This is a genomic window from Pseudarthrobacter phenanthrenivorans Sphe3 (assembly GCF_000189535.1).
GTDB lineage: Bacteria > Actinomycetota > Actinomycetes > Actinomycetales > Micrococcaceae > Arthrobacter > Arthrobacter phenanthrenivorans.
In genome coordinates this window covers 2586435-2607441 of sequence record NC_015145.1, presented here as the reverse complement: position 1 = coordinate 2607441, position 21007 = coordinate 2586435, and the positions used below count along the sequence as shown (strand labels likewise).

General features: G+C 67.8%; 20 protein-coding genes. 16 read left to right on the top strand and 4 right to left on the bottom strand.

The features are described 5' to 3' along the window. Positions 1-4 precede the first annotated feature (4 nt). From ASPHE3_RS12125 to ASPHE3_RS12105, 5 genes are all read left to right on the top strand, one after another. Positions 5-772, top strand: coding sequence for an ABC transporter ATP-binding protein (locus tag ASPHE3_RS12125; RefSeq protein WP_013601497.1), 768 nt, complete (start codon positions 5-7; stop codon positions 770-772). After that, the gene (locus ASPHE3_RS12120) at positions 754-2325 is read left to right on the top strand and encodes a hypothetical protein (RefSeq protein WP_013601496.1); all 1572 of its coding nucleotides are present in this window, start codon (positions 754-756) and stop codon (positions 2323-2325) included. Before ASPHE3_RS12125 ends, ASPHE3_RS12120 begins: the two co-directional genes overlap by 19 nt. Positions 2326-2345: 20 nt before the next feature. Further along, positions 2346-3128 carry a glucosamine-6-phosphate deaminase gene (nagB, locus tag ASPHE3_RS12115; protein WP_013601495.1) on the top strand — a complete coding sequence of 261 codons (783 nt, stop codon included), beginning with the start codon at positions 2346-2348 and terminating at the stop codon, positions 3126-3128. Between the two features lie 117 nt (positions 3129-3245). Continuing rightward, positions 3246-3578 (top strand): DUF3039 domain-containing protein, encoded by a 333-nt coding sequence (locus tag ASPHE3_RS12110; RefSeq protein ID WP_370455872.1) that lies wholly within the window; start codon positions 3246-3248, stop codon positions 3576-3578. Next, complete coding sequence (locus ASPHE3_RS12105) at positions 3578-5359, top strand: DEAD/DEAH box helicase (RefSeq protein ID WP_013601493.1); 1782 nt, start codon at positions 3578-3580, stop codon at positions 5357-5359. The genes ASPHE3_RS12110 and ASPHE3_RS12105 overlap by 1 nt, the downstream gene beginning before the upstream one ends. 73 nt (positions 5360-5432) lie before the next feature. Here ASPHE3_RS12105 and ASPHE3_RS12100 read toward each other — a convergent pair whose 3' ends face one another. Both ASPHE3_RS12100 and ASPHE3_RS12095 read right to left on the bottom strand, forming a co-directional pair. Beyond that, positions 5433-6071, bottom strand: coding sequence for an isochorismatase family protein (locus ASPHE3_RS12100; RefSeq protein ID WP_013601492.1), 639 nt, complete (start codon positions 6069-6071; stop codon positions 5433-5435). Further along, on the bottom strand, positions 6071-7399 hold the full coding sequence (locus ASPHE3_RS12095; protein ID WP_041652904.1) for a nicotinate phosphoribosyltransferase: 1329 nt from the start codon (positions 7397-7399) through the stop codon (positions 6071-6073). Before ASPHE3_RS12095 ends, ASPHE3_RS12100 begins: the two co-directional genes overlap by 1 nt. Positions 7400-7613: 214 nt before the next feature. On the opposite strand from ASPHE3_RS12095, the gene clpS reads away from it, so the two are divergent. The 6 genes from clpS (at position 7614) to rdgB (ending at position 11956) form a co-directional block, all read left to right on the top strand. Then, positions 7614-7997: an ATP-dependent Clp protease adapter ClpS gene (gene clpS, locus ASPHE3_RS12090; RefSeq protein ID WP_013601490.1), complete on the top strand. Its 384-nt coding sequence runs from the start codon at positions 7614-7616 to the stop codon at positions 7995-7997. Beyond that, positions 7990-8556 carry a DUF2017 domain-containing protein gene (locus tag ASPHE3_RS12085; RefSeq protein ID WP_013601489.1) on the top strand — a complete coding sequence of 189 codons (567 nt, stop codon included), beginning with the start codon at positions 7990-7992 and terminating at the stop codon, positions 8554-8556. Before clpS ends, ASPHE3_RS12085 begins: the two co-directional genes overlap by 8 nt. A 123-nt stretch (positions 8557-8679) precedes the next feature. Next, complete coding sequence (murI, locus tag ASPHE3_RS12080) at positions 8680-9678, top strand: glutamate racemase (protein ID WP_013601488.1); 999 nt, start codon at positions 8680-8682, stop codon at positions 9676-9678. Further along, positions 9675-10472 (top strand): MBL fold metallo-hydrolase, encoded by a 798-nt coding sequence (locus tag ASPHE3_RS12075; RefSeq protein WP_013601487.1) that lies wholly within the window; start codon positions 9675-9677, stop codon positions 10470-10472. The genes murI and ASPHE3_RS12075 overlap by 4 nt, the downstream gene beginning before the upstream one ends. Positions 10473-10541: 69 nt before the next feature. Next, complete coding sequence (rph, locus tag ASPHE3_RS12070; protein ID WP_013601486.1) at positions 10542-11300, top strand: ribonuclease PH; 759 nt, start codon at positions 10542-10544, stop codon at positions 11298-11300. Beyond that, complete coding sequence (gene rdgB, locus ASPHE3_RS12065) at positions 11297-11956, top strand: RdgB/HAM1 family non-canonical purine NTP pyrophosphatase (RefSeq protein WP_013601485.1); 660 nt, start codon at positions 11297-11299, stop codon at positions 11954-11956. The genes rph and rdgB overlap by 4 nt, the downstream gene beginning before the upstream one ends. 76 nt (positions 11957-12032) lie before the next feature. On the opposite strand, the gene ASPHE3_RS12060 is transcribed toward rdgB, so the two are convergent. Continuing rightward, positions 12033-12809, bottom strand: coding sequence for a VTT domain-containing protein (locus ASPHE3_RS12060; protein WP_013601484.1), 777 nt, complete (start codon positions 12807-12809; stop codon positions 12033-12035). A gap of 67 nt (positions 12810-12876) precedes the next feature. On the opposite strand from ASPHE3_RS12060, the gene ASPHE3_RS12055 reads away from it, so the two are divergent. Both ASPHE3_RS12055 and ASPHE3_RS12050 read left to right on the top strand, forming a co-directional pair. Continuing rightward, positions 12877-13887 carry a 3'-5' exonuclease gene (locus tag ASPHE3_RS12055; protein WP_041652139.1) on the top strand — a complete coding sequence of 337 codons (1011 nt, stop codon included), beginning with the start codon at positions 12877-12879 and terminating at the stop codon, positions 13885-13887. A gap of 82 nt (positions 13888-13969) precedes the next feature. Beyond that, positions 13970-14449: a DUF4395 domain-containing protein gene (locus ASPHE3_RS12050; protein WP_013601482.1), complete on the top strand. Its 480-nt coding sequence runs from the start codon at positions 13970-13972 to the stop codon at positions 14447-14449. Here the strand turns inward: ASPHE3_RS12050 and ASPHE3_RS12045 are convergent. Then, complete coding sequence (locus ASPHE3_RS12045) at positions 14430-15536, bottom strand: ADP-ribosylglycohydrolase family protein (RefSeq protein ID WP_041652138.1); 1107 nt, start codon at positions 15534-15536, stop codon at positions 14430-14432. The two genes, ASPHE3_RS12050 and ASPHE3_RS12045, sit on opposite strands and share 20 nt — an antisense overlap. 164 nt (positions 15537-15700) lie before the next feature. Here ASPHE3_RS12045 and ASPHE3_RS12040 point away from each other — a divergent pair, with 164 nt between their 5' ends. The 3 genes from ASPHE3_RS12040 to ASPHE3_RS12030 are packed head-to-tail and all read left to right on the top strand — an operon-like array spanning position 15701 to position 20976. Beyond that, a complete protein-coding gene (locus ASPHE3_RS12040) occupies positions 15701-16675 on the top strand; it encodes an aquaporin (protein WP_013601480.1) in 975 nt (324 codons plus the stop codon). Positions 16676-16732: 57 nt separating this feature from the next. Further along, a complete protein-coding gene (locus tag ASPHE3_RS12035) occupies positions 16733-17908 on the top strand; it encodes an exonuclease SbcCD subunit D (RefSeq protein ID WP_013601479.1) in 1176 nt (391 codons plus the stop codon). Next, positions 17905-20976: an AAA family ATPase gene (locus ASPHE3_RS12030; protein WP_013601478.1), complete on the top strand. Its 3072-nt coding sequence runs from the start codon at positions 17905-17907 to the stop codon at positions 20974-20976. The genes ASPHE3_RS12035 and ASPHE3_RS12030 overlap by 4 nt, the downstream gene beginning before the upstream one ends. Positions 20977-21007: the final 31 nt, after the last annotated feature.

Here is a 21007-nt window from a genome sequence, read left to right as displayed (position 1 = left end):
CTTCATGACTGCTCCGCACCTGCCGGCTCTGTCCATCCGCGGCCTCGCCAAGCGCTTCGGCGGAAAGATCGCCGTGGACGGCATCAGCCTCGACGTCCCGGCAGGTTCCTTCTACGGCATTGTGGGACCCAACGGCGCCGGCAAGACCACCACGCTGTCCATGGCCACGGGGCTCCTTCGCCCGGATTTCGGAACCGCGGCGGTCCACGGCGTGGACGTGTGGCAGCGGCCGCTGGAGGCCAAGCGGCTCATGGGAATCCTGCCGGACGGCGTGCGGCTGTTTGACCGGCTGACCGGGGAGCAGCTGATCACCTATGCCGGGCTGCTGCGCGGAATGGAGCGGGATGTGGTGGCTTCCCGTGTTGCGGACCTCCTCGCCGCCATGGACCTCCAGGACGACGCCGGGACCTTGGTGGTGGACTACTCCGCCGGCATGACCAAGAAGGTCGCACTGGCGTCAGCCCTGATCCATGCCCCCCGGCTCCTGGTCCTGGACGAACCCTTCGAAGCGGTGGATCCGGTCTCCGCGGCCAACATCCGCTCCATCCTGGACGGCTACGTTGCTTCCGGCGGCACCGTCATTGTGTCAAGCCATGTGATGGACCTCGTGCAGCGGATGTGCGACCACGTGGCAGTGGTGGCCGGTGGACGGCTGCTGGCCGCCGGGACAGTAGACGAAGTGCGTGCCGGCGCAACACTTGAGGACAGGTTCGTCCAGCTGGTGGGCGGCCACAGCCACACGGAAGGGCTGGAATGGTTGCGCACCTTCTAAGGCTCAAGCTGACCCTGCTGCGCAACGGGCTGCGGCGCAGCCCCTGGCAACTGGTGGGGATGGCCTTTGCCGGGCTCTATGCGCTGGGCCTGGTGGCCACCCTGGTGGTGGCCCTCGTCCTCCTGCGGAACGCCCCCCACGATCTCGCCTACACAGCCGTGGTGCTCGGCGGGTCATCGGCCGTCCTGGGGTGGGGGATCATCCCGGTTGTGGCATCAGCAACGGACATGACCCTGGACCCTGCCCGCTTCACCACCTTTGCGATCCCCATGAAGCAGCTGCTGGCGGGACTCGCGCTGGGCGGCCTGATCGGGATTCCCGGAGTTGCCACGTCCCTGGTGGCGCTGTCCACGGTGGTCACCTGGTCCCGGGGCATCCTTCCCGCGCTCGCCGCCTTCACAGGGGCAGTACTCGGTGTGCTGACCTGCGTGGTGCTCGCCAAAGTGGTCACCACGGCCACAGCCAGCCTTGCGTCTTCACGGCGGTTCAAGGATGTCAGCGCCATCGCCTTCATGGTGCCGCTGGTCCTGATGGGTCCGATCGTCGCCGGGGTAAGCCAGGGAATCAGTGCGTCCACCGAATTCCTGCCGGGCTTTGCCCGGACGGTGTCCTGGACTCCGCTGGGCGCCCCCTGGTCCCTTGCCGGTGACATGGCTGCAGGCCGGCCGGGCGCGGCGGCACTGAAGCTGCTCATTTCGGTAGCAGCCCTCGCCGCCCTGGCCTGGAGCTGGAAGGTCCTGCTGGAACGGGCGCTGGTCACTCCTCCCTACGCGGGCAGCGGAAAGCGGAAAGGCGGGAGGCTGGGCCTGCTGGGAGTTCTTCCCGCCGTTCCGGCGGGGGCGGTGATGGCGAGGTCACTGACGTACTGGTTCCGGGATCCGCGGTACTCAGGCTCCCTGGTTGTGATCCCGCTGCTTCCCGTGGTCCTGGTGTTCCAGGGCAGCCAAACCGGCGACTACACAAGCCTGGGCTTCCTGGCGCCGCTGTCCGCGTTCATCCTGGCCTGGTCCATCTCCGCAGACGTGTCCTACGACAACACCGCGTTTGCCCTCCACCTCGCCACCGGCGTCCGTGGCGTGGCGGACAGGCTGGGCCGTGCCCTGGCCTGCCTGGCCTTCGCGCTTCCGGTAGTGCTGGTGTTCGCTGTGGGCTATTCCTCTTTCACGGGGGACTGGGCCGGCCTGCCCGGCCAGCTGGGGTTGAGCCTGGGCATCCTGTTCACGGGGCTGGGCCTGTCCTCGGTAGTTTCAGCGCGGTATACGGTGGCCGTCCCGCTCCCCGGTGACAGCCCGTTCAAGAAGCCGCCGGGCAACGTGGGCCAAACCCTGGCGGTGCAGTTCGGGGGGCTTCTGGTCCTGGTGGTCCTGGTCCTTCCCGAGGTTGCCCTCCTGGTTGCACAGCTCGTGACCGGGAACAGCCTTTTCGGCTGGCTCAACCTTGCCGCCGGTACCGTGCTGGGCCTGGGCCTGTTTGTGGCAGGCGTCGGCCTCGGCGGAAAATGGCTGGACGCCCGCGGACCCGAACTCCTGGCCCAGGTCTCCGTTAACCGCTGAGCAGCTCTGGAAGGAACAGCATGGAAGTTGTCATCCTCAACGGCAGCAGGAAGATCGCGCAGCTTGCCGCTGACGCCATCGAAGGGCTCCTGCGGCGCAAGCCCGACGCTGTCCTGGGCCTTGCCACGGGCTCGTCGCCGCTGCCTGTCTACGACGAACTCGCCGCGCGCCACGAACGGGACGGCCTGGACTTCAGCCGTGCTTCGGCCTTTGCGCTGGACGAATACGTGGGTCTTCCCGCGGGGCACCCCGAGTCCTACCGCGAGGTGGTCCGCCGGGAGTTCACGAACCGGGTGAACATTGCGCCGGAGAACGTCCATGGCCCGGACGGTTCGGCTGCCGACATCCCCGCCGCGTGCCAGGCCTACGAAGCTGCCATCAGCGCCGCGGGCGGGATCGACCTGCAGATCCTCGGCGTGGGAACGGATGGCCATATCGCCTTCAATGAGCCCGGCTCCTCGTTCGCGTCCAGGACCCGCATCAAGAGCCTCATCGAACAGACCCGCCGGGACAACGCCCGCTTTTTCAAAGGCCTGGCCGAGGTCCCGCACCATGTCCTGACCCAGGGCCTGGGAACCATCATGGAGGCCCGGCACGTGGTGCTGCTGGCAACCGGCGCGCGGAAGGCGCAGGCTGTCCGCGACTTCGTGGAAGGCCCCGTCGCCGCCCTCTGCCCGGCGTCGATCCTCCAGTTCCATCCGCACGCCACCGTCCTGCTGGACGAGGCGGCCGCCTCCGCGCTGAAACTCGCGGATTTCTACCGCCACACCTATGACAACAAGCCTCCCTGGCAGGGGCTGTAGCAGCGTCCGCGGCGTGTCCGCGGCACGTTGAAAAGTACGACGGCGGCCGGTTCCGGGCCCCGGCGCGGGCGTGCCGCCGTCGGACGTCACGCCGGCAGAAAGGCTAAGATGGATCGCATGACTAGCATGACGGACCCTCTCGACAACGACCCGATGCGCGAGCTTTCCGGGGCTGGATCGTCCACAGCCACCATTGAGCGCGAGGAACTGCGCCAGGAAGTGGAACCCGGGGACCGGGAGCGCTTTTCGCACTATGTGCGCAAGGAAAAGATCATGGAGTCCGCGCTGACCGGCGAGCCTGTCATCGCCCTGTGCGGCAAGGTCTGGACGCCGGGCCGGGACCCGCAGAAGTTCCCGGTCTGCCCCATGTGCAAAGAGGTCTATGACGGCCTGCGCCCGGGCAACGACGGCGGCAAGGGTCCCGGAGGGGACTCAGGCAACAACAAATAGTGACGGAGACGCTCTTTGGCGGCCCCACCCTGCCTCCGGCTTATCCGGAACGTGCAGCCTGGGGAACCGCCCCAAAACTCCGTGCCTGGCAGCAGGAAGCGCTTGACCTTTACCTGCGCAACAGCCCCCGGGACTTCCTGGCGGTAGCAACCCCCGGCGCCGGCAAGACCACCTTTGCCCTCCGCGTCGCGTCCACGCTCATCGACTCCGGCGCCGTCAACCGGGTGACCATCGTGGCGCCCACCGACCACCTCAAGCGGCAGTGGGCGGACGCGGCGGCCAGGGTGGGCATCGCCATCGACCCCAATTTCAAGAACTCCGACGGCCAGCACGGCCGCGGCTTCATCGGCGTGGCCGTCACGTATGCGCAGGTGGCCAGCAAGCCGCTGCTCCACCGCGCCAAGACCGAGGCTGCGCGCACGCTGGTGATCCTGGATGAGATCCACCACGGCGGCGAGGCGCTGTCCTGGGGCGACGGCCTCCGCGAGGCCTTCGACCCCGCCGTGCGGCGGCTCTCGCTGACGGGGACGCCGTTCCGGTCGGACACCTCGCCCATCCCGTTCGTGGAGTACGCCGAGGACCGGGACGGGATCCGACGCTCCAAGGCCGACTATACGTACGGTTATGGCAACGCCCTGCGCGACCATGTGGTCCGTCCCGTCATGTTCATGGCGTATTCCGGGCAGATGCGCTGGCGGACCAGCGCCGGTGAGGAAATGGCGGCATCGCTGGGCGAGGCCGCCGTCACCAAGGACATCACGTCCCACGCCTGGCGTACCGCCCTGAACCCGGCGGGGGAATGGATCCCTGCTGTCCTCGCAGGTGCGGACAAGCGCCTCAGTGAGGTCCGGCGTACAGTTCCCGACGCCGGCGGCCTGGTCATCGCCACCGACCACGAGGATGCCCGGGCATACGCCGGCCAGCTGAAAAGGATCACGGGGGAGTCGCCCACCGTCATTCTTTCCGATGATGCCAAGGCGTCCAGCAAGATCGAGGAGTTCACCGCCAGCGAGAAGCGCTGGATGGTGGCCGTCCGCATGGTGTCCGAAGGCGTGGACGTTCCGCGGCTTTCTGTTGGTGTCTACGCAACCTCCACATCGACCCCGCTGTTCTTCGCCCAGGCCGTGGGCCGCTTTGTACGTGCACGCAAACGGGGAGAGACGGCGTCGGTCTTCCTGCCCTCGGTACCCCAGCTGATGGCCCTGGCCAACTCCATGGAAGCGGAGCGGGACCACGCGCTGGACCGGCCGGAGAAGGAAGACGGGGACGGGCTCTTCAATCCCGAAGACTCACTCATGGAGGAAGCCAACCGCGAGGAGAAGGCCTCCGACAGCCTGACCAAGGGCAAGTTCGAGGCGCTGGACTCCCAGGCGTCCTTCGACCGTGTCCTCTTCGACGGCGGCGAGTTCGGCACCGGCGGCGAGGTGGGGTCCGACGACGAGCTGGACTTCCTGGGCATTCCCGGGCTGTTGGACGCCGAACAGGTTGGCACGCTCCTCCGGCAGCGCCAGCACGAGCAGCTCAACCGGAAGAACCGGAAAGCCCCGGCAGCGGCGGAAGTGCCGGCACCTGCCGTTCCGGACCACCGGATGCTGATGGACCTCCGGAACGAGCTGGCCAAGAATGTTGCCGCCTGGTCCGCCCGCACCGGAACACCCCACGGCGTGGTCCACACCAAGCTGCGCACGGTGTGCGGGGGCCCGCCCGTTGCCCAGGCCAATGAAGAGCAGCTGCAGTCACGCCTGCGCAAGCTCCAGGACTGGTTCATCGGCCGCAAGTAGCCGCCTTAACGCAAGATGGCCGGGACCCGTGGGTCCCGGCCATTTTCCACTTTTCCGGATCTGCTGGTTCCGGTCAGGCGACGTCCACGCCGCCGAGCTCCATCTCGGCAACCGCTTCTTCGAGGTCCTCGGCGATCCCGGCGGTCAGGGAACGGAGGACGGTGACGGAGTAGCCTGCCTGGACGGCGTCCAGCGCTGTGGCCATAACGCAGTAATCGGTGGCGATGCCCACCACCACAACATCCTCCACGTCATGGCTCTGGAGCCAGTCGTCGAGCCCGATGGCGTCATCGTCCGGGGCGAACCTCTCGGCGTCCCCTGGACCGGGCAGGGCACCGGGCTGCCGTTCCCCGGTGGGCACGGCGTCCTCAGGCGCCAGGAGTCCCTCGAAGCCCGAGTAGGCCGCCGCGTACTGGCCCTTCTGGAAGTAGGCCTGGATGTACTCGGTGTCCAGGTCGGGGTGCAGTTCGGCGCCCGGGGTTCCCGCCACGCAATGGGGCGGCCAGCTGTCCTTGAAGTCCGGGGTTTCGGAGAAGTGCCCGCCCGGATCGATGTGCCAGTCCTGGGTGGCGACGATGTGGTCGAACTCGCCGTGATGGGCCTCCACATACTCGCTGATGGCGCCGGCCACGTCCGCGCCGCCGGAGACGGCCAGCGAGCCGCCCTCGCAGAAGTCGTTCTGGACGTCGACGATGATCAGTGCCCGGGACATCAGTTCTCCTCGTACAGGGTAGGGATGGCTGCCTCGCCGCGCTGGAGGCGGTTGACGACGGCCGGCAGTTCGGCCATGGATTCCGCATGGCGGCGGCGCGCGCGGAGGACGCCTTCGTGGCCGGTCCAGCCGGGGACCAGCTCGCCGTTCTTCATGAACTGCTGGAGCAGCGGGCGGTCATTGCCGTCGTCCTCGGGCGGGCGCCCCACGCCGACTACCTCGGCGGTGGCAATGCCCCGCTCATCCAGCTTGCGCAGCGCATACTTGCGCCCGCCCACGCTGGCTTTGTTCTTGGCAGCCTTGGCGACGGAGACGAAGTTCCCGTCATCGTCCGTGCGGCTGACCAGCTTGTAGACCATGCTGGCCGTTGGTGCCCCGGACCCGGTGACCAGGGAAGTGCCCACGCCGTAGGAGTCCACCGGCGCGGATTGCAGCGCCGCGATGGCGTACTCGTCCAGATCCGATGTAACAACGATTTTGGTGTTCTCGTTGCCCAAGTCGTCCAGGATCGTGCGCACCCACTGGGCCTGCGCCACCAGGTCCCCGGAATCCAGCCGCACCGCGCCCAGCCGCGGCCCTGCAAGGTCCACGGCCGTGCGGACGGCCGTTTCGACGTCGTACGTGTCCACCAGCAGGGATGTTCCCTCGCCAAGCGACGCGATCTGCGCCTCGAAGGCATCCCGCTCGGTGTCATGCAGGAGCGTGAAGGAGTGGGCCGCCGTGCCCACCGTCTTGACGCCGTAGCGGATGCCTGCCTCCAGGTTGGAGGTGCTGTCAAAGCCGGCAATGATGGCGGCACGGGCGGAGGCCGTTGCCGCTTCCTCATGCGTGCGCCGGGAGCCCATTTCGATGCACGGACGCCCATGTGCCGCGCTGACCATCCTTGACGCTGCCGAAGCAATGGCACTGTCGTGGTTGAGGACGGAGAGCAGGTAGGTCTCCAGCATGCAGGCCTCGGCGAACGTGGCCTCCACAATCAGGATGGGGGAGTTGGGAAAATACGCCTCGCCCTCCGGGTAGCCCCAGATGTCGCCGGAAAAACGGTACGAGGCCAGGTATTCGAGGGTCTGTCCATTGACCACGTTGGTGCGTTCCAGGAAGTCGAGTTCGGCGTCGCCGAAGCGGAAGTTGGCAATGCCTTCCAGCAGGCGTCCCGTGCCGGCCACGATCCCGTAGCGCCGACCGTCCGGGAGGCGGCGGGCGAAGGCCTCAAACACCGATTTACGGTGCGCGGCGCCGGAATGGAGCGACGCCTGCAGCATGGTCAGCTCGTAGTGGTCGGTGTAAAAGGACGTGCGGGGATGGTCCCAGCCGGCAGAGGTACTCACGAAAATCACTCTAGTCCCCGCCGGCTCCCACGTCTCGCTTCGCTTCGCCGCGGGCCCCTCGCCAGCGTGGGCCCACCCGCCGGCTCCCACGTCTCGCTTCGCTTCGCCGCGGGGCCCTCGCCAGCGTGGGCCCACCCGACGGCTCCCACGTCTTGCTTCGCGTCGCCGCGGGGCCCTCGCCAGTGGGGGCCCACCCGCCCCATAGAATGGACAGATGACCTTAAGCGTTGCGCTCGGCCCTGATACGCAGGAGGGCACCCGGACCGGAACGGTGGAATCCACCGATTCCCTGACCGCCCCGGACATCCCCTGGAACCTGGTGATCTGGAACGATCCCGTCAACCTCATGAGTTACGTGAGCTACGTTTTCCAAAGCTACTTCGGCTATTCGGAAAGCAAAGCGAACAAACTGATGATGGAGGTCCACAAGAAGGGCCGGTCCATCGTTGCCTCCGGCAGCAAGGAACAGGTTGAACGGCATGCCGTGGCGATGCACGGCTTCGGCCTCTGGGCCACGGTGGAGAAAGCCAGCGGCGGACCGGGCGGCAACTCCGGAAAATCCGGCGGATCCGGCCAGGGCAAGGGGAAACGTGGCTAAGGCATTCAAGTACGGACTCAAAGGCATCACGGGCTACCTGGAACCGGCCGAGCGGGAGCTGCTGCGCAGCCTGATCGACGACGTCATTTCCATGCTCCAGCCCGAAGAGCGCAAAGGCCAGGACCCGCTGGCGGCGCTGATCGGCCTGGACATGGACGTGGCCGAGCCTTCGGACCGTGCCGTCAGGCGCCTCCTGCCCAACGTCATGAAGGACGACGCCGGCGCCTCCCTTGAGTTCCGGCAGCTCACGGAGCGCTCGCTGCGGGAAACGAAGATCGGCGCCCTGCGGGCTGCCGCGCTGGACCTGGACAAGGACGAGATCGTGCTGACTCCCGAAGGAGCGCGGCACTGGTCCATGGCGCTGAACGACGTGCGGCTGGTCCTGGCTGAGCGCCTGGACATCCAGGACGAGGAAGACGCCGAACACGTGCACCTCATGCAGGACTGGTCCCAGGCCGAGGACGTGGAGAGCTACCTGGCCCTGGTCTACAACTTCGCCACCTGGCTCCAGGAATCGCTGGTGCAGGCCATGCTGCAGTCCCTGGAAACGCGCCGATGAAGGGCGCCGTTTCTTCCGTGTCCCTGCGCTGTGACACACCAGACATGAGCTCCCGGCCACAGGTTCATGACTGGAGCCGCAAGGAAGACCTATCCTCGAATAATCATGAGTAGAGCCTCAAGCATGGATCCGTCAGCCGGCATTGCAGCGGCTCCCGCCACCGGTGGCCTCCAGGCCGCCGCCGTAGAGTCACGGCCCATCGGCGTGTTTGATTCCGGCGTGGGCGGCCTGACCGTGGCCCGGTCCATCATCGACCAGCTTCCGAACGAATCGATCCTTTATGTGGGGGACACCGCGCACGGCCCGTACGGCCCCCTGCCCATCGCGGAAGTGCGCGCGAACGCCCTGGGCGTGATGGACGAACTGGTGGACTCCGGCGTCAAGCTGCTCACCATCGCCTGCAACTCGGCGTCGGCCGCTGTCCTCCGGGACGCCCGTGAGCGGTACACGGCAAAGTACGGCATCCCGGTCATCGAGGTCATCCAGCCCGCGGTGCGGCGCGCCGTTGCCGCAACGCGCAGCGGACGGGTGGGGGTCATCGGCACGTCCGCCACGATCGGCTCCCGGGCTTACGAGGATACGTTCGCCGCGGCGCCGGACCTGGCGATCACCTCGGTGGCGTGCCCGGAGTTCGTCAGCTACGTGGAGGCCGGCATCACCACCGGCCCGGCACTGCTGGCCGTGGCCGAGGAGTACCTCGCGCCGCTCAAGGCTGCCGGCGTGGACACCGTGGTGCTGGGCTGCACGCACTACCCGCTGCTCACCGGCGTCATCTCCTACGTCATGGGGGCGGACGTGACACTGGTGTCCAGCGCCGAGGAAACGGCAAAGGACGTCTACCGCGCCCTGGCCACCCATGACCTCCAGCGCACCGACGACGCCCCGCCGGAACACCACTTCGTGGCCACCGGGGATGCTGGCCAGTTCGAAGCCCTGGCCCGGCGGTTCCTGGGACCCGAGGTCCTTTCCGTCCGGCACGTGGACCACGTGGCGGCCCAGTACCCCACCGGCAGCCTGGCGCGCATCACCCCCGAGATGATTGCCGCGGCGCAGCGGGCCGGCGCCCGCCCGCGCATCTCCAACTTTGTGGGCAGCCAATCGACCGGAGGAGCCGGCCAGTGAAGCTCACCATCGTAGGCTGTACCGGATCCTTTCCCGGGCCCGGATCCCCGGCGTCGTGCTACCTCCTGACCGCGAACGACGGCGAGCGTACCTGGAAGGTGGTCATGGACCTGGGCAGCGGCGCGCTCGGTGCCATCCAGCGGTACACCGACCTTGAGGACATCGATGCGATCTTCCTCACCCACCTGCACCCGGACCACTGCATGGACCTGTGCGGCCTCCACGTCGCCATCCGCTGGAAGCCCGGCGGCTGGGGCCGCGGCCGGATTCCCGTCTGGGGGCCGGCGGCCACCGCTGACCGCATGGCCACCGCGTACGGGCTTCCGCTGGACTCTGGCATGCACGAGGAATTCGACTTCACCAACTGGACCGAGCGTGAACCGGTGACCGTAGGTCCGTTCACCGTAACGCCCTTTGGCGTAAACCATCCGATCGAGGAGGCGTATGCCCTCCGGGTGGAGGTGGTGGAGCCGGACAAGGACGGCAACACGATCGCCCGCACCCTGACCTACTCGGGCGACACCGATTCCTGTGCGGGCCTCGAGGAAGCCGCCAAGGACGCGGACCTGTTCCTGTGCGAGGCGGCGTTCGAGGAAGGGCGCGACGACGGCATCAAGGACGTCCACCTGACCGGCAAACGGGCGGGGGAGGCCGCAGCGGCTGCTGGGGCGCGCAGGCTCCTGCTGACGCACATTCCGGTGTGGACGTCGCCGACGACGGTGATGGCGGAGGCCCGGCCGGCATTCGGCGGCGATGTTGCCGTGGCCGTGGCCGGAGTGCACTACACCATCTAGGACGGGCGGCTATTCGGCCCCGGATGCGGCCGCGGCTCCGGCAGTACCTGCAGTGGATAAGCTAAAGGCATGACTTCTGAAGCAACTGCAGTGCCCATCGTGCGCGCCGACGGCCGCGCCCCCGACCAGCTCCGGCCCATCAGCATCACCCGTGGATGGTCCAACCAGGCCGAGGGATCCGCCCTGATCGAGTTCGGCAACACCCGGGTCCTGTGCACCGCTTCCCTCACGGCGGGTGTCCCGCGCTGGCTCAAGGGGGAGGGCCGCGGCTGGGTCACCGCCGAGTACGCCATGCTCCCGCGCGCCACCAACACCCGCTCCGACCGCGAGTCCGTCAAGGGCAAGATCGGCGGCCGCACGCACGAAATCTCACGGCTGATCGGCCGTTCCCTCCGCTCGATCATCGACACCAAGGCGCTGGGCGAGAACACGATCGTCCTGGACTGCGACGTCCTCCAGGCGGACGGCGGCACCCGGACCGCGGCGATCACCGGTGCTTACGTTGCCCTGGCGGACTCCATCCGGTTTGCCCGCGACAACCAGCTGATCGGCAAGAATGCCCAGCCCATCATCGACACGATTGCCGCCGTCTCCGTGGGCATCATCGACGGTGTTCCCATGCTGGACCTGCCCTACGTCGAGGATGTCCGTGCCGAGACGGATATGAACGTGGTTGTCACAGGATCCGGCAAGTTCGTGGAGGTACAGGGCACAGCCGAGGGTGCTCCCTTCGACCGGGCGGAACTGGACCAGCTCCTGGACCTGGCACTGCTGGGTACGTCCCAGCTCGCCGCCATCCAGCGCGAAACCCTGGCCGACACGCTGTGAGCGGTGCCGGCGGCGCGTCGCCGCGGCTGGTCCTCGCGACGCATAACAAGGGCAAGCTCAGGGAGCTCCGCGAACTGTTGCGCGGGCAGGTGCCAGGGCTCGACGTCGACACGCAGGTGGTGGATGCGGCGGCGGCAGGTGCACCGGACGTCGTCGAAACAGGCGTTACGTTCGCCGAGAACTCACTGCTGAAGGCGCGCGCCGTTGCCGACGCCACCGGCCTGGTGGCCATCGCCGACGACTCCGGCCTCTCGGTGGATGTCATGGGCGGGGCGCCCGGAATATTCTCGGCCCGCTGGGCGGGCAGCCACGGCGATGACGCGGCCAACCTCCGCCTCCTGCTCAGCCAGCTCTCCGATGTGCCGGACGTCCACCGTGGCGCGGCGTTCGTCTGCGCCGCGGCCCTGGCGGTGCCCGCCGCGGACGGCCGGCCGGGGCGTGAAGTGGTGGAGTACGGCCAGCTGGAGGGCACTCTGCTCCGCGAGCCGCGGGGGGAGGGCGGCTTCGGCTACGACCCCGTGCTGCAGCCCGCGGGGGAGGACCGGAGCTGCGCAGAGCTGTCAGCCGAGGAAAAGAATGCCATCAGCCACCGGGGCAAGGCCTTCCGCGCGCTGCTGCCGGCGATCGTGGAGGCCCTGGAGGAATCCGTCCAGTAATCCTGCCGAGCACTGCAACAGGCACCAAAAAGGCGCGCTTCCCGTTTTCCCGGGAAGCGCGCCTTTTTTGTGTGGCCTAGGGTAGGCGGGGCGTCTTCTGCTCGTCCTCGGGGGCGTGTTCCTCGATGAACTCGTCCACGGGATCCGTGCCGTACGCCTTCGCCTGGCGCTTGGCGGAGAGGCCGCGCAGGACTTCAACGCCGATGGGGAGCACCGACACCAGGACGATGGCGATGAAGATGATGTCCAGGTTGTCGCGGACCCACGGGATGCGGTCGCCCAGCAGGTAGCCCAGCAGGGTGACGCCGCCGCCCCAGAGGACTGCGCCGATGACGTTGTAGAGGAAGAACTTCTTCTTGCTCATCTGCGCCACGCCCACGATGACCGGAACGAAGGTCCTGATGATGGGGACGAAACGGGCCAGGATCAGCGCCTTGCCGCCATGCTTCTCAAAGAAAGCATGCGCGTTCTCCACGTTCTCCCGCTTAAAGAGGCGGGAGTTGGGCTTGTTGAAGATGGCCGGACCTGCTTTGGACCCGATCAGGTAGCCCGTCTGGTTGCCTACGATCGCTGAGATGATGATGAGCAGTGCGAACAGCCACACGTTGAACTTGATGGTGTCCGTGGCCACCAGCAGTCCCGCGGTGAACAGCATGGAATCACCCGGCAGGAAAAAGCCCACCAGCAGGCCGGTTTCCGCGAAGACGATGCCGCAGACGAGCAGGACCACCCAGGGTGCCAGGGCAGGATCGGCCAGGAAGATCTGGGGGTTCAGCCAGTCGGGCAGGAAGGAGGCCAGCTGCGGCTGGACCGGTCCTGCACCGCCCAACATGGACACAGCGAGGTCGTTCATCACAGGAAAGTTCACCCCTCAAGGGTACTTGACGGGTTTGGCCGGCTTCCGGCGGTAAGGTGGGGCCGTGGGTTTGGACTTTACGGCGATCGACTTTGAGACTGCGAACGGCTTCCGGGGCTCGCCCTGTGCGGTTGGCCTGACGAAGGTCCGGGGCGGACGGATCGCGGAGGAAGCCTCCTGGCTGATGCAGCCCCCACTGAACCACGACCACTTCGACTACCACAATGTCCGGATCCACGGCATCCGTCCTGAGCACGTGGCCGGAAAGCCGCGTTTCGGGGAGCTCTTTCCGGAGATCGGCGCGTTTATCGGCGATGACATCCTCGCCGCGCACAATGCCGCCTTCGACTTGGGCGTGATCCGTTCGGGACTGGAAGTCTCGGGGCTGCCCGGGCCCGCCTACGACTACGTCTGCACCGTGATGCTGTCCCGCAGGTGCTATTCCCTGGTCTCCAACTCGCTTCCGTTCGCGGCCGAGGAAGCCGGTGTTCCGCTGGTCAACCATCACGACGCCGCCGAGGACGCCCGGGCCTGTGCAGGGATCCTGATCGACATCGCCAGGCGGAACCGGGCCAACAGCATCGCCGAACTCTATCTGTCCCTGGGCCTCGCGGTCCCGCGGCAGCATGCCTTCGATCCTGCCAGCGGCGTCCTGTCCAAACCCAGCCTCGCAGCGCTGTCCACCATGGCCGGCGGCACCGCGGCTCCGGCCAGGGCCTTCCAGCCGGGCTGGCCGGAGGAAGGCGCCAACCCCCTTCCCAACCCTGACGCAGAGCCGGGCCATCCCTTGTACGGGCAGACCGTCGTCTTCACCGGCCAGCTGGCCATGGGGCGGCCGGAAGCGAAAAAGCGTTCAGCCGACGTCGGTGCCCGGCCGGAGAGCCGGGTGACCGGACGCACAACGGTCCTGGTGGTGGGTGATGGTTTTGTGGCGTCCGATCTCCGCTCCGGCAGGCTGACCGGCAAGGCGCGGCGCGTCCTGGAACTCCATGAGCGCGGGCAGGCCATCGAAGTACTGTCCGAAGGCGAGTTCCTGCAGATGGTGGCCGGTTACGCAGCCGCAGCAATCGCCTGAGGGCAGCGCACGTCCAACCGGAACGCGGTCATCCGGCGCAACAAACCTTTGCCGCGCCGCACTCCGCTCCTAGCCTTGGCTCATGAGTTCCCTGTTCGCCTTCCCGAATCCCGTCAATGAGTACGCTGCGCGCGTCACGGCTGGGCTGGTGGTCCTGCTCGCCCTCGTGACGGCGGCCAGCGGCTCCGGGTGGGGCCTGCTGGCCCTTGCTATCGGTTTCTGGCTGCGCGTGCTCTTCGGGCCAAGGGTTTCTCCGCTGGCGCTCCTGTCCGTGAAGGTCATCACGCCGAGGCTGGGCAAGGTGAAGCTGGTTCCCGGACCGCCCAAGCGCTTTGCCCAGGGCCTGGGGGCCGCTGTCTCCACCACCGCATTGCTGCTGTACGCGGCCGACGCCGTCCCCGCCGCCTGGGCGGTGCTGGGCATCCTGATCGTGGCCGCGTCGTTGGAAGCCTTCGCTGGCTTCTGCCTGGGCTGCGTGGTCTTCGGGTTCCTGCAGCGCCGCGGACTCATCCCGGAGGATGTGTGCGAGGCCTGCAACAACATCAGCCTTCGCCGGTCGTAACCTTCACCAGCATGGCCGCCATGCCGCGCACGGTGTCGATCCCTTCAAGCGATTCAAGCCCCTCTGCCGGCAGGCAGGCCTCGCCGTAGAAGGCGCCCAGAATGTTCCCGGCGAGCGAGCCGGTGGCATCGCTGGCGCCGCCATGGCGCACCGCCACAGCAACCGCCTCCCTGAAGTGCCGGACGGGCAGCCCGTCCGCGTCGTCGTCGTCCGTACCGCCCGTGGCAGTGTCCGGAATCGTGGCGAGTACCGCGTAGAGCGCGACGGCGAGGGCTTCTTCGGCGGGGCGGCCGGCACCCAGCGTGGCGGTGAGTTCGTCAGGAGCGACGACCCCCTTGCCCGCAAGCTGGAGCGCAGCCTCAAGGCGCTCAGGCAGTTCCGGGGCCACCTCGTTCAGCGTGCGGGAGTGGGCCGTTACGGCCGCCGCCGCTTCCAGGAGCCCTTCACCGGACACCAGCCTGTGGACCAGCAGGCTGAAGACCCCGGCACTCTGGCGGGCCGCCGGATGTCCGTGGGTCAGGGAGGCGGCGTCCGAACTCAGCTTGTAGACAGCCTCCGCAGTGATGTGGGGGATCAGCCCGAACGGGGCAGAGCGCACCACGGTGCCGTTGCCCTTCGACCCGGGATTCACGGGACGGACGGACGTTCCCATTTCGCCTGTGGCCAGCCCCGACACGGAATCGCGCTCGGGGTGCCGGCGCTGGTGGAGCACGGCCTGTCCGTCAATCCACCGCGGCTGGGGTGCCGGCGCCGACGGTCCGGCGTCTTCGCCTTGCGTCGCCAGCCACCGGAGGTATGCAAGCCACAGGCAGGCATTCACGTCCGCGCCCACGCCGGAATTCGCCCACTCCAGGGCTTCCACCAGGCCGTCCACGGTGTACAGGGTCAGCTGGGTCTCGTCGGAGAAACCGGTTTTTGCCAGTGCACCAAAGTCCGTAAGGCCGTCCGCGCCAATACGGCTCCTGAGCTCTTCCAGGGAATCCCCGGCGACGGCGTGGCCCACGGAATCACCCAGGGCGCCGCCCAGCAGGCAGCCGTGGATGCGGGACGTCAGGGCGGGCACGGACGGAACTCGTTCGGGGCTCATGCTGTAAATTTACCGCGGCTCCAGGGGACCGCCGGACGGGCCGCAGCCCTGCTGCCTCCCGCCGCTGGCTACCGCCTCAGCAAACGTCCAGCAGCGGCTGGAATAATGGCTGGGTTGCCCGGCGGCCGCACCGCCATCTCCTGCCTACCTCAAAGGGTCCCACCATGAGCACCCACGCCCCTGACCATGTCGACACTCTGCCTGGCCACGCCGCTGAACCCCACCGCCCAGGCCTCCTGCCCCGGCTGGGTGCCGAGGCCTTCGGCACCCTGATCATCGTGGTGGCCGGCTTGGGCGTGCCGCTGTTCACCATCCCGGATTCCAGCCCGTTGCCTGCAGCCCTTGCGGCCGGCCTGGCAGTGACGGCGGCGATGCTGGCCTTCGCGCACGTCTCGGGGGGCCACTTCAACCCTGCCATTACGGTGGGTCACCTTCTGGCAGGGAGAATCCGTGCAGGCGCTGCTGCCGCTTACATCGCCGCCCAGTTCGCCGGGGGACTGGCGGGCGCCCTTGCACTGTTCGGCATCCTGCGGACCCTGCCCGGCATCGCCGACAGCCGGACGGCTTTCGACACCGTGACGGCTGGTTTCGCCGAGCACTCCATCATCCAGGCACCGCTCGCGGCGGTGCTGCTGCTGGAAATGCTCGGAGCAGCCATCATCGTGGCAGTCTTCCTCGGCTCAGCCCGCAGCGATGCCGCCTCCGGTGCCGGGAATCACGTGTACAGCGGCGCGGGAAACGCCCCGGACAGCGGCAGCCGGGCAGGGGCCGCAGTGGCCGTTGGCCTGACCTTTGCCGTCCTACTGCAACTTGGCCAGTCCGTGGGCAACCTGCCGTTCAACCCTGCCCGTGCCCTGTCGTCCGCCGTGTTCAGCTCCGGCTGGGCTGCTGCCCAGCTCTGGGTCTTCCTGGCCGCCCCGCTGGTGGGTGCTGCTATTGCGGGACTGGTATTCCGGAGCTTCGGTGCGGGCGCTGCCGGCCGGCACGTTCCCGGCCTGGCAGGGGAATCCACCGAAGGGGAGGCCAACTCACCCGAACAGGCCACCGACGGGGACGAACGCGCGGCAGCGGGGGCGGATGGTCCGAAGGAAGCCAGGGCCAGTGAAGCCCAGGAGTTCTTTGACGGCAAGGGGCGTTGAGCCATGGCTGCTGCGCCGTTGGCCGGGACTGTCAGTGGGAGCCGATAGCTTAGGACCATGCGGTTACTCCACACCTCGGACTGGCACTTGGGCCGGTCCTTCCACGGCGTTGGCATGCTTGAGGCCCAGCGCAATTTTGTCTCCCAGCTGGTGGACGCGGTCACCCGGTACGGCGTTGACGTTGTCCTCGTAGCGGGGGACGTCTATGACCGTGCGCTCCCGGGCGTGGACGTGGTCCGCCTGCTGGATGAGGCACTCGTGCGCATCACCTCGGCCGGAGCTAAAGTCGTGCTCACCAGCGGCAACCATGATTCCGCCATCCGCCTTGGATTCGCCTCCCGGCTACTGGAACGCGGGGGAGTCCACCTTCGGACCAGGGTCCAGGACCTGGCCGAGCCGTTGCTGCTGCCGCTGGCTGACGGCCGTGCCAGCGGGGCTGTGCTGGCCATTTACGGCATCCCATGGCTTGAGCCGCGGCTCGTCGCCGATCAGCTGGGCGTGGACACCGCCAGCCACTTCGAGGTCACACGCGCCGCAACCGGGATGATCCGGGCGGACCTGGAGCGGCGGTCGGCGTCCTCGACCGTGCACTCCGTAGTCCTGGCCCACACCTTTGCCAGCGGGGGCATCAGCTCGGACAGTGAACGGGATCTCAGCATCGGCGGTGTGGGTGCGGTGCCGCTGGACCTCTTTGACGGCTTCGGCTACACGGCCCTGGGCCATCTGCACGGGCGGCAGGTGCTCTCGCCGCAGGTAAGGTATTCGGGCTCGCCCCTGGCCTATTCCTTCTCCGAAGCCGCCCACCAGAAGGGCGGCTGGCTCGTGGATGTCGGTGTGGAGGGGGTCACCTCGGTGCAGGAAGTGTTGTGGGAGGCGCCGCGGAAGCTGGCCGTGCTCCGCGGGCCCCTGGCAGAGCTCCTTGAGTCTGCCGACCACCAGTGGGCGGAATCCGCGTACTGCCAGGTCACCCTCACGGACAACCAGCGGCCGGCCAGGGCAATGGAGAGGCTCCGTTCCCGGTTCCCCGACACCCTGGTCCTCGGGTTCGAGCCCGCCGGCGGGACCGCTGCTGCCGCTGCAAGCTACAGCAGCAGGCTCGCGGCCGCGCCGGACGACCTTTCCGTGTGCTGCGGCTTCCTGGACCATGTGCGCGGCCGGATCCCTGATGAAGCCGAGAAAGCGGCGCTCGCCGCCGCCCTTGACAACGTTCGCCTTCAGGAGGCGTCACGATGAGGATCCACCGGCTTATCATCTCCGGGTTCGGTCCCTTTGCCGGCACGGAGGAAATCGACTTCGACAGGCTCAGCGCGCACGGGCTCTTCCTCCTCAACGGCCCCACGGGCGCAGGGAAAACCAGCGTGCTGGATGCCATCTGCTTCGCCCTGTACGGCTCGGTGCCCGGCGCCCGCCAGGACGGGAAGCGGCTCCGCAGTGACCACGCGGAACCCGCGCAGGAACCTGCAGTCACCTGCGAATTCTCTGCCCAGGGCCGCAGGTATGAAGTGACGCGTTCACCGGCGTGGGACAAGCCGAGCGCCCGCGGGAAGAACGGCTTCACCACCCAGCAGGCCAAGACGCTGCTCCGGGAACGCGTGGACGGCACGTGGACCGAGAAGTCCGCCCGCAACGATGAGGCCGGTGCTGAGATCCTGGCGCTGCTGGGAATGGACCGGGAACAGTTCACCCGCGTCGTCATGCTGCCGCAGGGTGACTTCGCAGCCTTCCTGCGGTCCAAAGCCACCGACCGGCTGGAACTCCTGCAGAAGCTTTTTGGGACCGAACGGTTCGAAGCGGTTGAACTGGAACTCTCGCGCCAGGCCCAGGCCGCCAAGGAGGAAGTCTCGGTCCTGGCGGGCCAGCTTGAACTCCTGGCTGTCCGGGCGGAAGCCGAAGCGGACCCCCTGGAACTTGACGGGGCAGGCGCTCCTCCCGTGGAGGATACGGCCGCGCGCCTCACCTGGCTCGAAAACGCTGTGGGACTGCGCCGCCAGGAATTGGCGGGGCGCGCGGAGGAAGCTGAAGCCGGAAGCAACGGATGCCGGAACGCCGTGGAAGCTGAGGCGGCGCGTGAAGACCGGCGCCGCAAACTGGATTCCGCCGAGGCCCGCAAAGCGGCGGCGGAGCAGGCTGCACCGCTGCTTGAGGGCCAGCTCCTTCGGCTTTCCCGGCACCGGAAGGCAGAGGTGCTGGACGCGCAGTTGCGGGCTCTCGACTCCGCAGATGCGAAGGTACGCAGTGCGGCCAACGCGGCGGAGTCGGCAGTCACGCTGCTGCGCCTTGCTGCCGGAGAAGACGCCGAGCTGTCCCGGCTGGACCTTGATTTCTCCGCCGATTTCGCCGCCGCGGGCACAGCACAACCGGTGGCGGGTGCCGATGCCGAACTCGGCCGCCTGCGCTCCCTCCTCGCCGTGGTGGAGGCCAGGCTGCCGGACGAGGACCGGCTGCTGGCCCTCCGGAAGCGACACAGCGTCTTGGCGAAAAAGCGGGAGGAGCTCGCCGCTGTCCTGGCCCGCGACGGAAGCCGTACGGAAGAACTCCAAGCGGAACGGACCCGCATCAGCGGCGGGCTGCAGGAACTGGAGCAGCGCTCGGCCGCAGTCGCCCTGCGGCGGAAGGAGGCAGCGGCGGCACAGGAATTGCTGGACGTGGTCAAGCGCTACGCTTCCGCAGTGTCCGCACGCAACCTGGTGAAGGTCCGCCATGATGAATCCCGGGAGCAGCAGCTGGAGGCCAAGCGCCGCTGGCTGGACCTAAGGGAACAACGGCTTGCCAATGCTGCTGCGGAACTGGCGGCTGGACTTGTGCAGGGGGAGCAATGCCCTGTCTGCGGCAGCCATGACCACCCTGATCCCGCAGCGGGTGGACACGGCGGTCCCGCTCTTGCCCAGGAAGAGGAAGACGCGCGGCTGGTCCACGAGGCGGCGGAAGCCGCTTTCAACCGGGTGGCTGCAGAATGGGGGAACGCCAGCCAACTGGTGGCTGTCCTTGCCGGGCAGGGCGGGGACACGCCCGAGGCCGCCGCCCTGGACGCCGCGGAAAGTGCAGGCCGGGCAGCGGCAGACGCGGAAGCCGCCGAGGCTGAGCTGCGCTTGTCGCGGCTGCGGCTTGACGAGCTTGCTGCTGCGCTGGCGGCTGTGCAGGAAGCACGGACCGGAACCGAAGGCGAGCTGGCCCGGACGGCGGCATCCCTGGAGGACGTGTCCGAACAGGCGGCTGCCCTGGACGTTTCCTTGGCCGAGCTGAGGGGAGGCCACCGGAGCCTGCCCAAGCGGTTACGGGCGCTGGAGGACGCAGTGGCGGTTCTGGCTAAGGCTGTGGAGGCGCACGGGCATCTTGGCAGGATGCAGGCCCAGCATGCCGAGGCGCGGGAAGAACTGGAACTGGCACTGCCCGCGGCAGGTTTCTCCACCGCCGTCGAGGCGCGGGAGCAGCTGCTCGACGGTGCCGCGGCGGAGGCGCTTGAGTCAGGAATACGTGCGGCTCAGGATGAGGAAGCCAAGGTGGCAGAGCTTTTCGTGTCCGCGGACATCCTGCAGGCCCTTGAGGAAAAAACCGCCGGTTACGAACCCGACGGGGAACGGCTTGGCGCCCTTCGGGAGGTTGCGGCTGCGGCCGCACGGGAGGCCCGGGACGCGGATTTGGCTGCCGGCATGGCCGCCCGCTGCCTCGCCTCGCTGCAAAGCATCCGTGCGGAATACGACGAACTCGCGGGATCTGCGCAGCAGCCGGCGGAGCGGGCACGGATGCTGGCCGGGCTGGCAGACGCCGCTGCGGGCCGCGGTGAGAACGCCTACCGGATGAGCCTCAACAGCTACGTACTGGCCGCCCGCCTGGAGCAGGTTGCGCTCGCAGCTTCGGAGCGGCTGGTGGCCATGAGCGATGGCCGCTATCTCCTCCAGCACACGGACGCCAGGGCCGCGCGCGGGGCAAAGTCAGGGCTTGGCCTGGAAGTGGTGGACCAGTGGACGGGGTTCCGCCGGGACACCTCCACGCTGTCCGGAGGGGAATCCTTCATGGCATCCCTGTCCCTGGCCCTGGGGCTGGCGGATGTGGTGCAGCAGGAGGCAGGGGGAGTGGAGATCGAAACGCTCTTCGTGGACGAAGGATTCGGGAGCCTGGACGAGCAGTCCCTGGAACAGGTCATGGATGCCCTTGAAGGCCTGCGGGACGGCGGGCGCGTGGTAGGACTTGTCAGCCATGTGGCAGAGATGAAGCAGCGTATCGGCGCCCAGCTCCAGGTGATGAAGGGGCGGAACGGCTCGACGCTGCGGATATCGGACTCCCTGGATGCGCCCGCCTGACCCTGGTCCTGTCCCGTCGGGCGGATATACT

Excerpts from the sequence above, each read along its gene's own strand:
- ASPHE3_RS12125 (WP_013601497.1), top strand. The coding sequence starts at position 5 with ATGACTGCTCCGCACCTGCCGGCTCTGTCCATCCGCGGCCTCGCCAAG.
- ASPHE3_RS12120 (WP_013601496.1), top strand. The coding sequence starts at position 754 with ATGGTTGCGCACCTTCTAAGGCTCAAGCTGACCCTGCTGCGCAACGGG.
- nagB (WP_013601495.1), top strand. The coding sequence starts at position 2,346 with ATGGAAGTTGTCATCCTCAACGGCAGCAGGAAGATCGCGCAGCTTGCC.
- ASPHE3_RS12110 (WP_370455872.1), top strand. The coding sequence starts at position 3,246 with ATGACTAGCATGACGGACCCTCTCGACAACGACCCGATGCGCGAGCTT.
- ASPHE3_RS12100 (WP_013601492.1), bottom strand. The coding sequence starts at position 6,071 with ATGTCCCGGGCACTGATCATCGTCGACGTCCAGAACGACTTCTGCGAG.
- clpS (WP_013601490.1), top strand. The coding sequence starts at position 7,614 with ATGACCTTAAGCGTTGCGCTCGGCCCTGATACGCAGGAGGGCACCCGG.
- murI (WP_013601488.1), top strand. The coding sequence starts at position 8,680 with ATGGATCCGTCAGCCGGCATTGCAGCGGCTCCCGCCACCGGTGGCCTC.
- rph (WP_013601486.1), top strand. The coding sequence starts at position 10,542 with ATGACTTCTGAAGCAACTGCAGTGCCCATCGTGCGCGCCGACGGCCGC.
- ASPHE3_RS12060 (WP_013601484.1), bottom strand. The coding sequence starts at position 12,809 with ATGAACGACCTCGCTGTGTCCATGTTGGGCGGTGCAGGACCGGTCCAG.
- ASPHE3_RS12050 (WP_013601482.1), top strand. The coding sequence starts at position 13,970 with ATGAGTTCCCTGTTCGCCTTCCCGAATCCCGTCAATGAGTACGCTGCG.
- ASPHE3_RS12045 (WP_041652138.1), bottom strand. The coding sequence starts at position 15,536 with ATGAGCCCCGAACGAGTTCCGTCCGTGCCCGCCCTGACGTCCCGCATC.
- ASPHE3_RS12040 (WP_013601480.1), top strand. The coding sequence starts at position 15,701 with ATGAGCACCCACGCCCCTGACCATGTCGACACTCTGCCTGGCCACGCC.
- ASPHE3_RS12035 (WP_013601479.1), top strand. The coding sequence starts at position 16,733 with ATGCGGTTACTCCACACCTCGGACTGGCACTTGGGCCGGTCCTTCCAC.
- ASPHE3_RS12030 (WP_013601478.1), top strand. The coding sequence starts at position 17,905 with ATGAGGATCCACCGGCTTATCATCTCCGGGTTCGGTCCCTTTGCCGGC.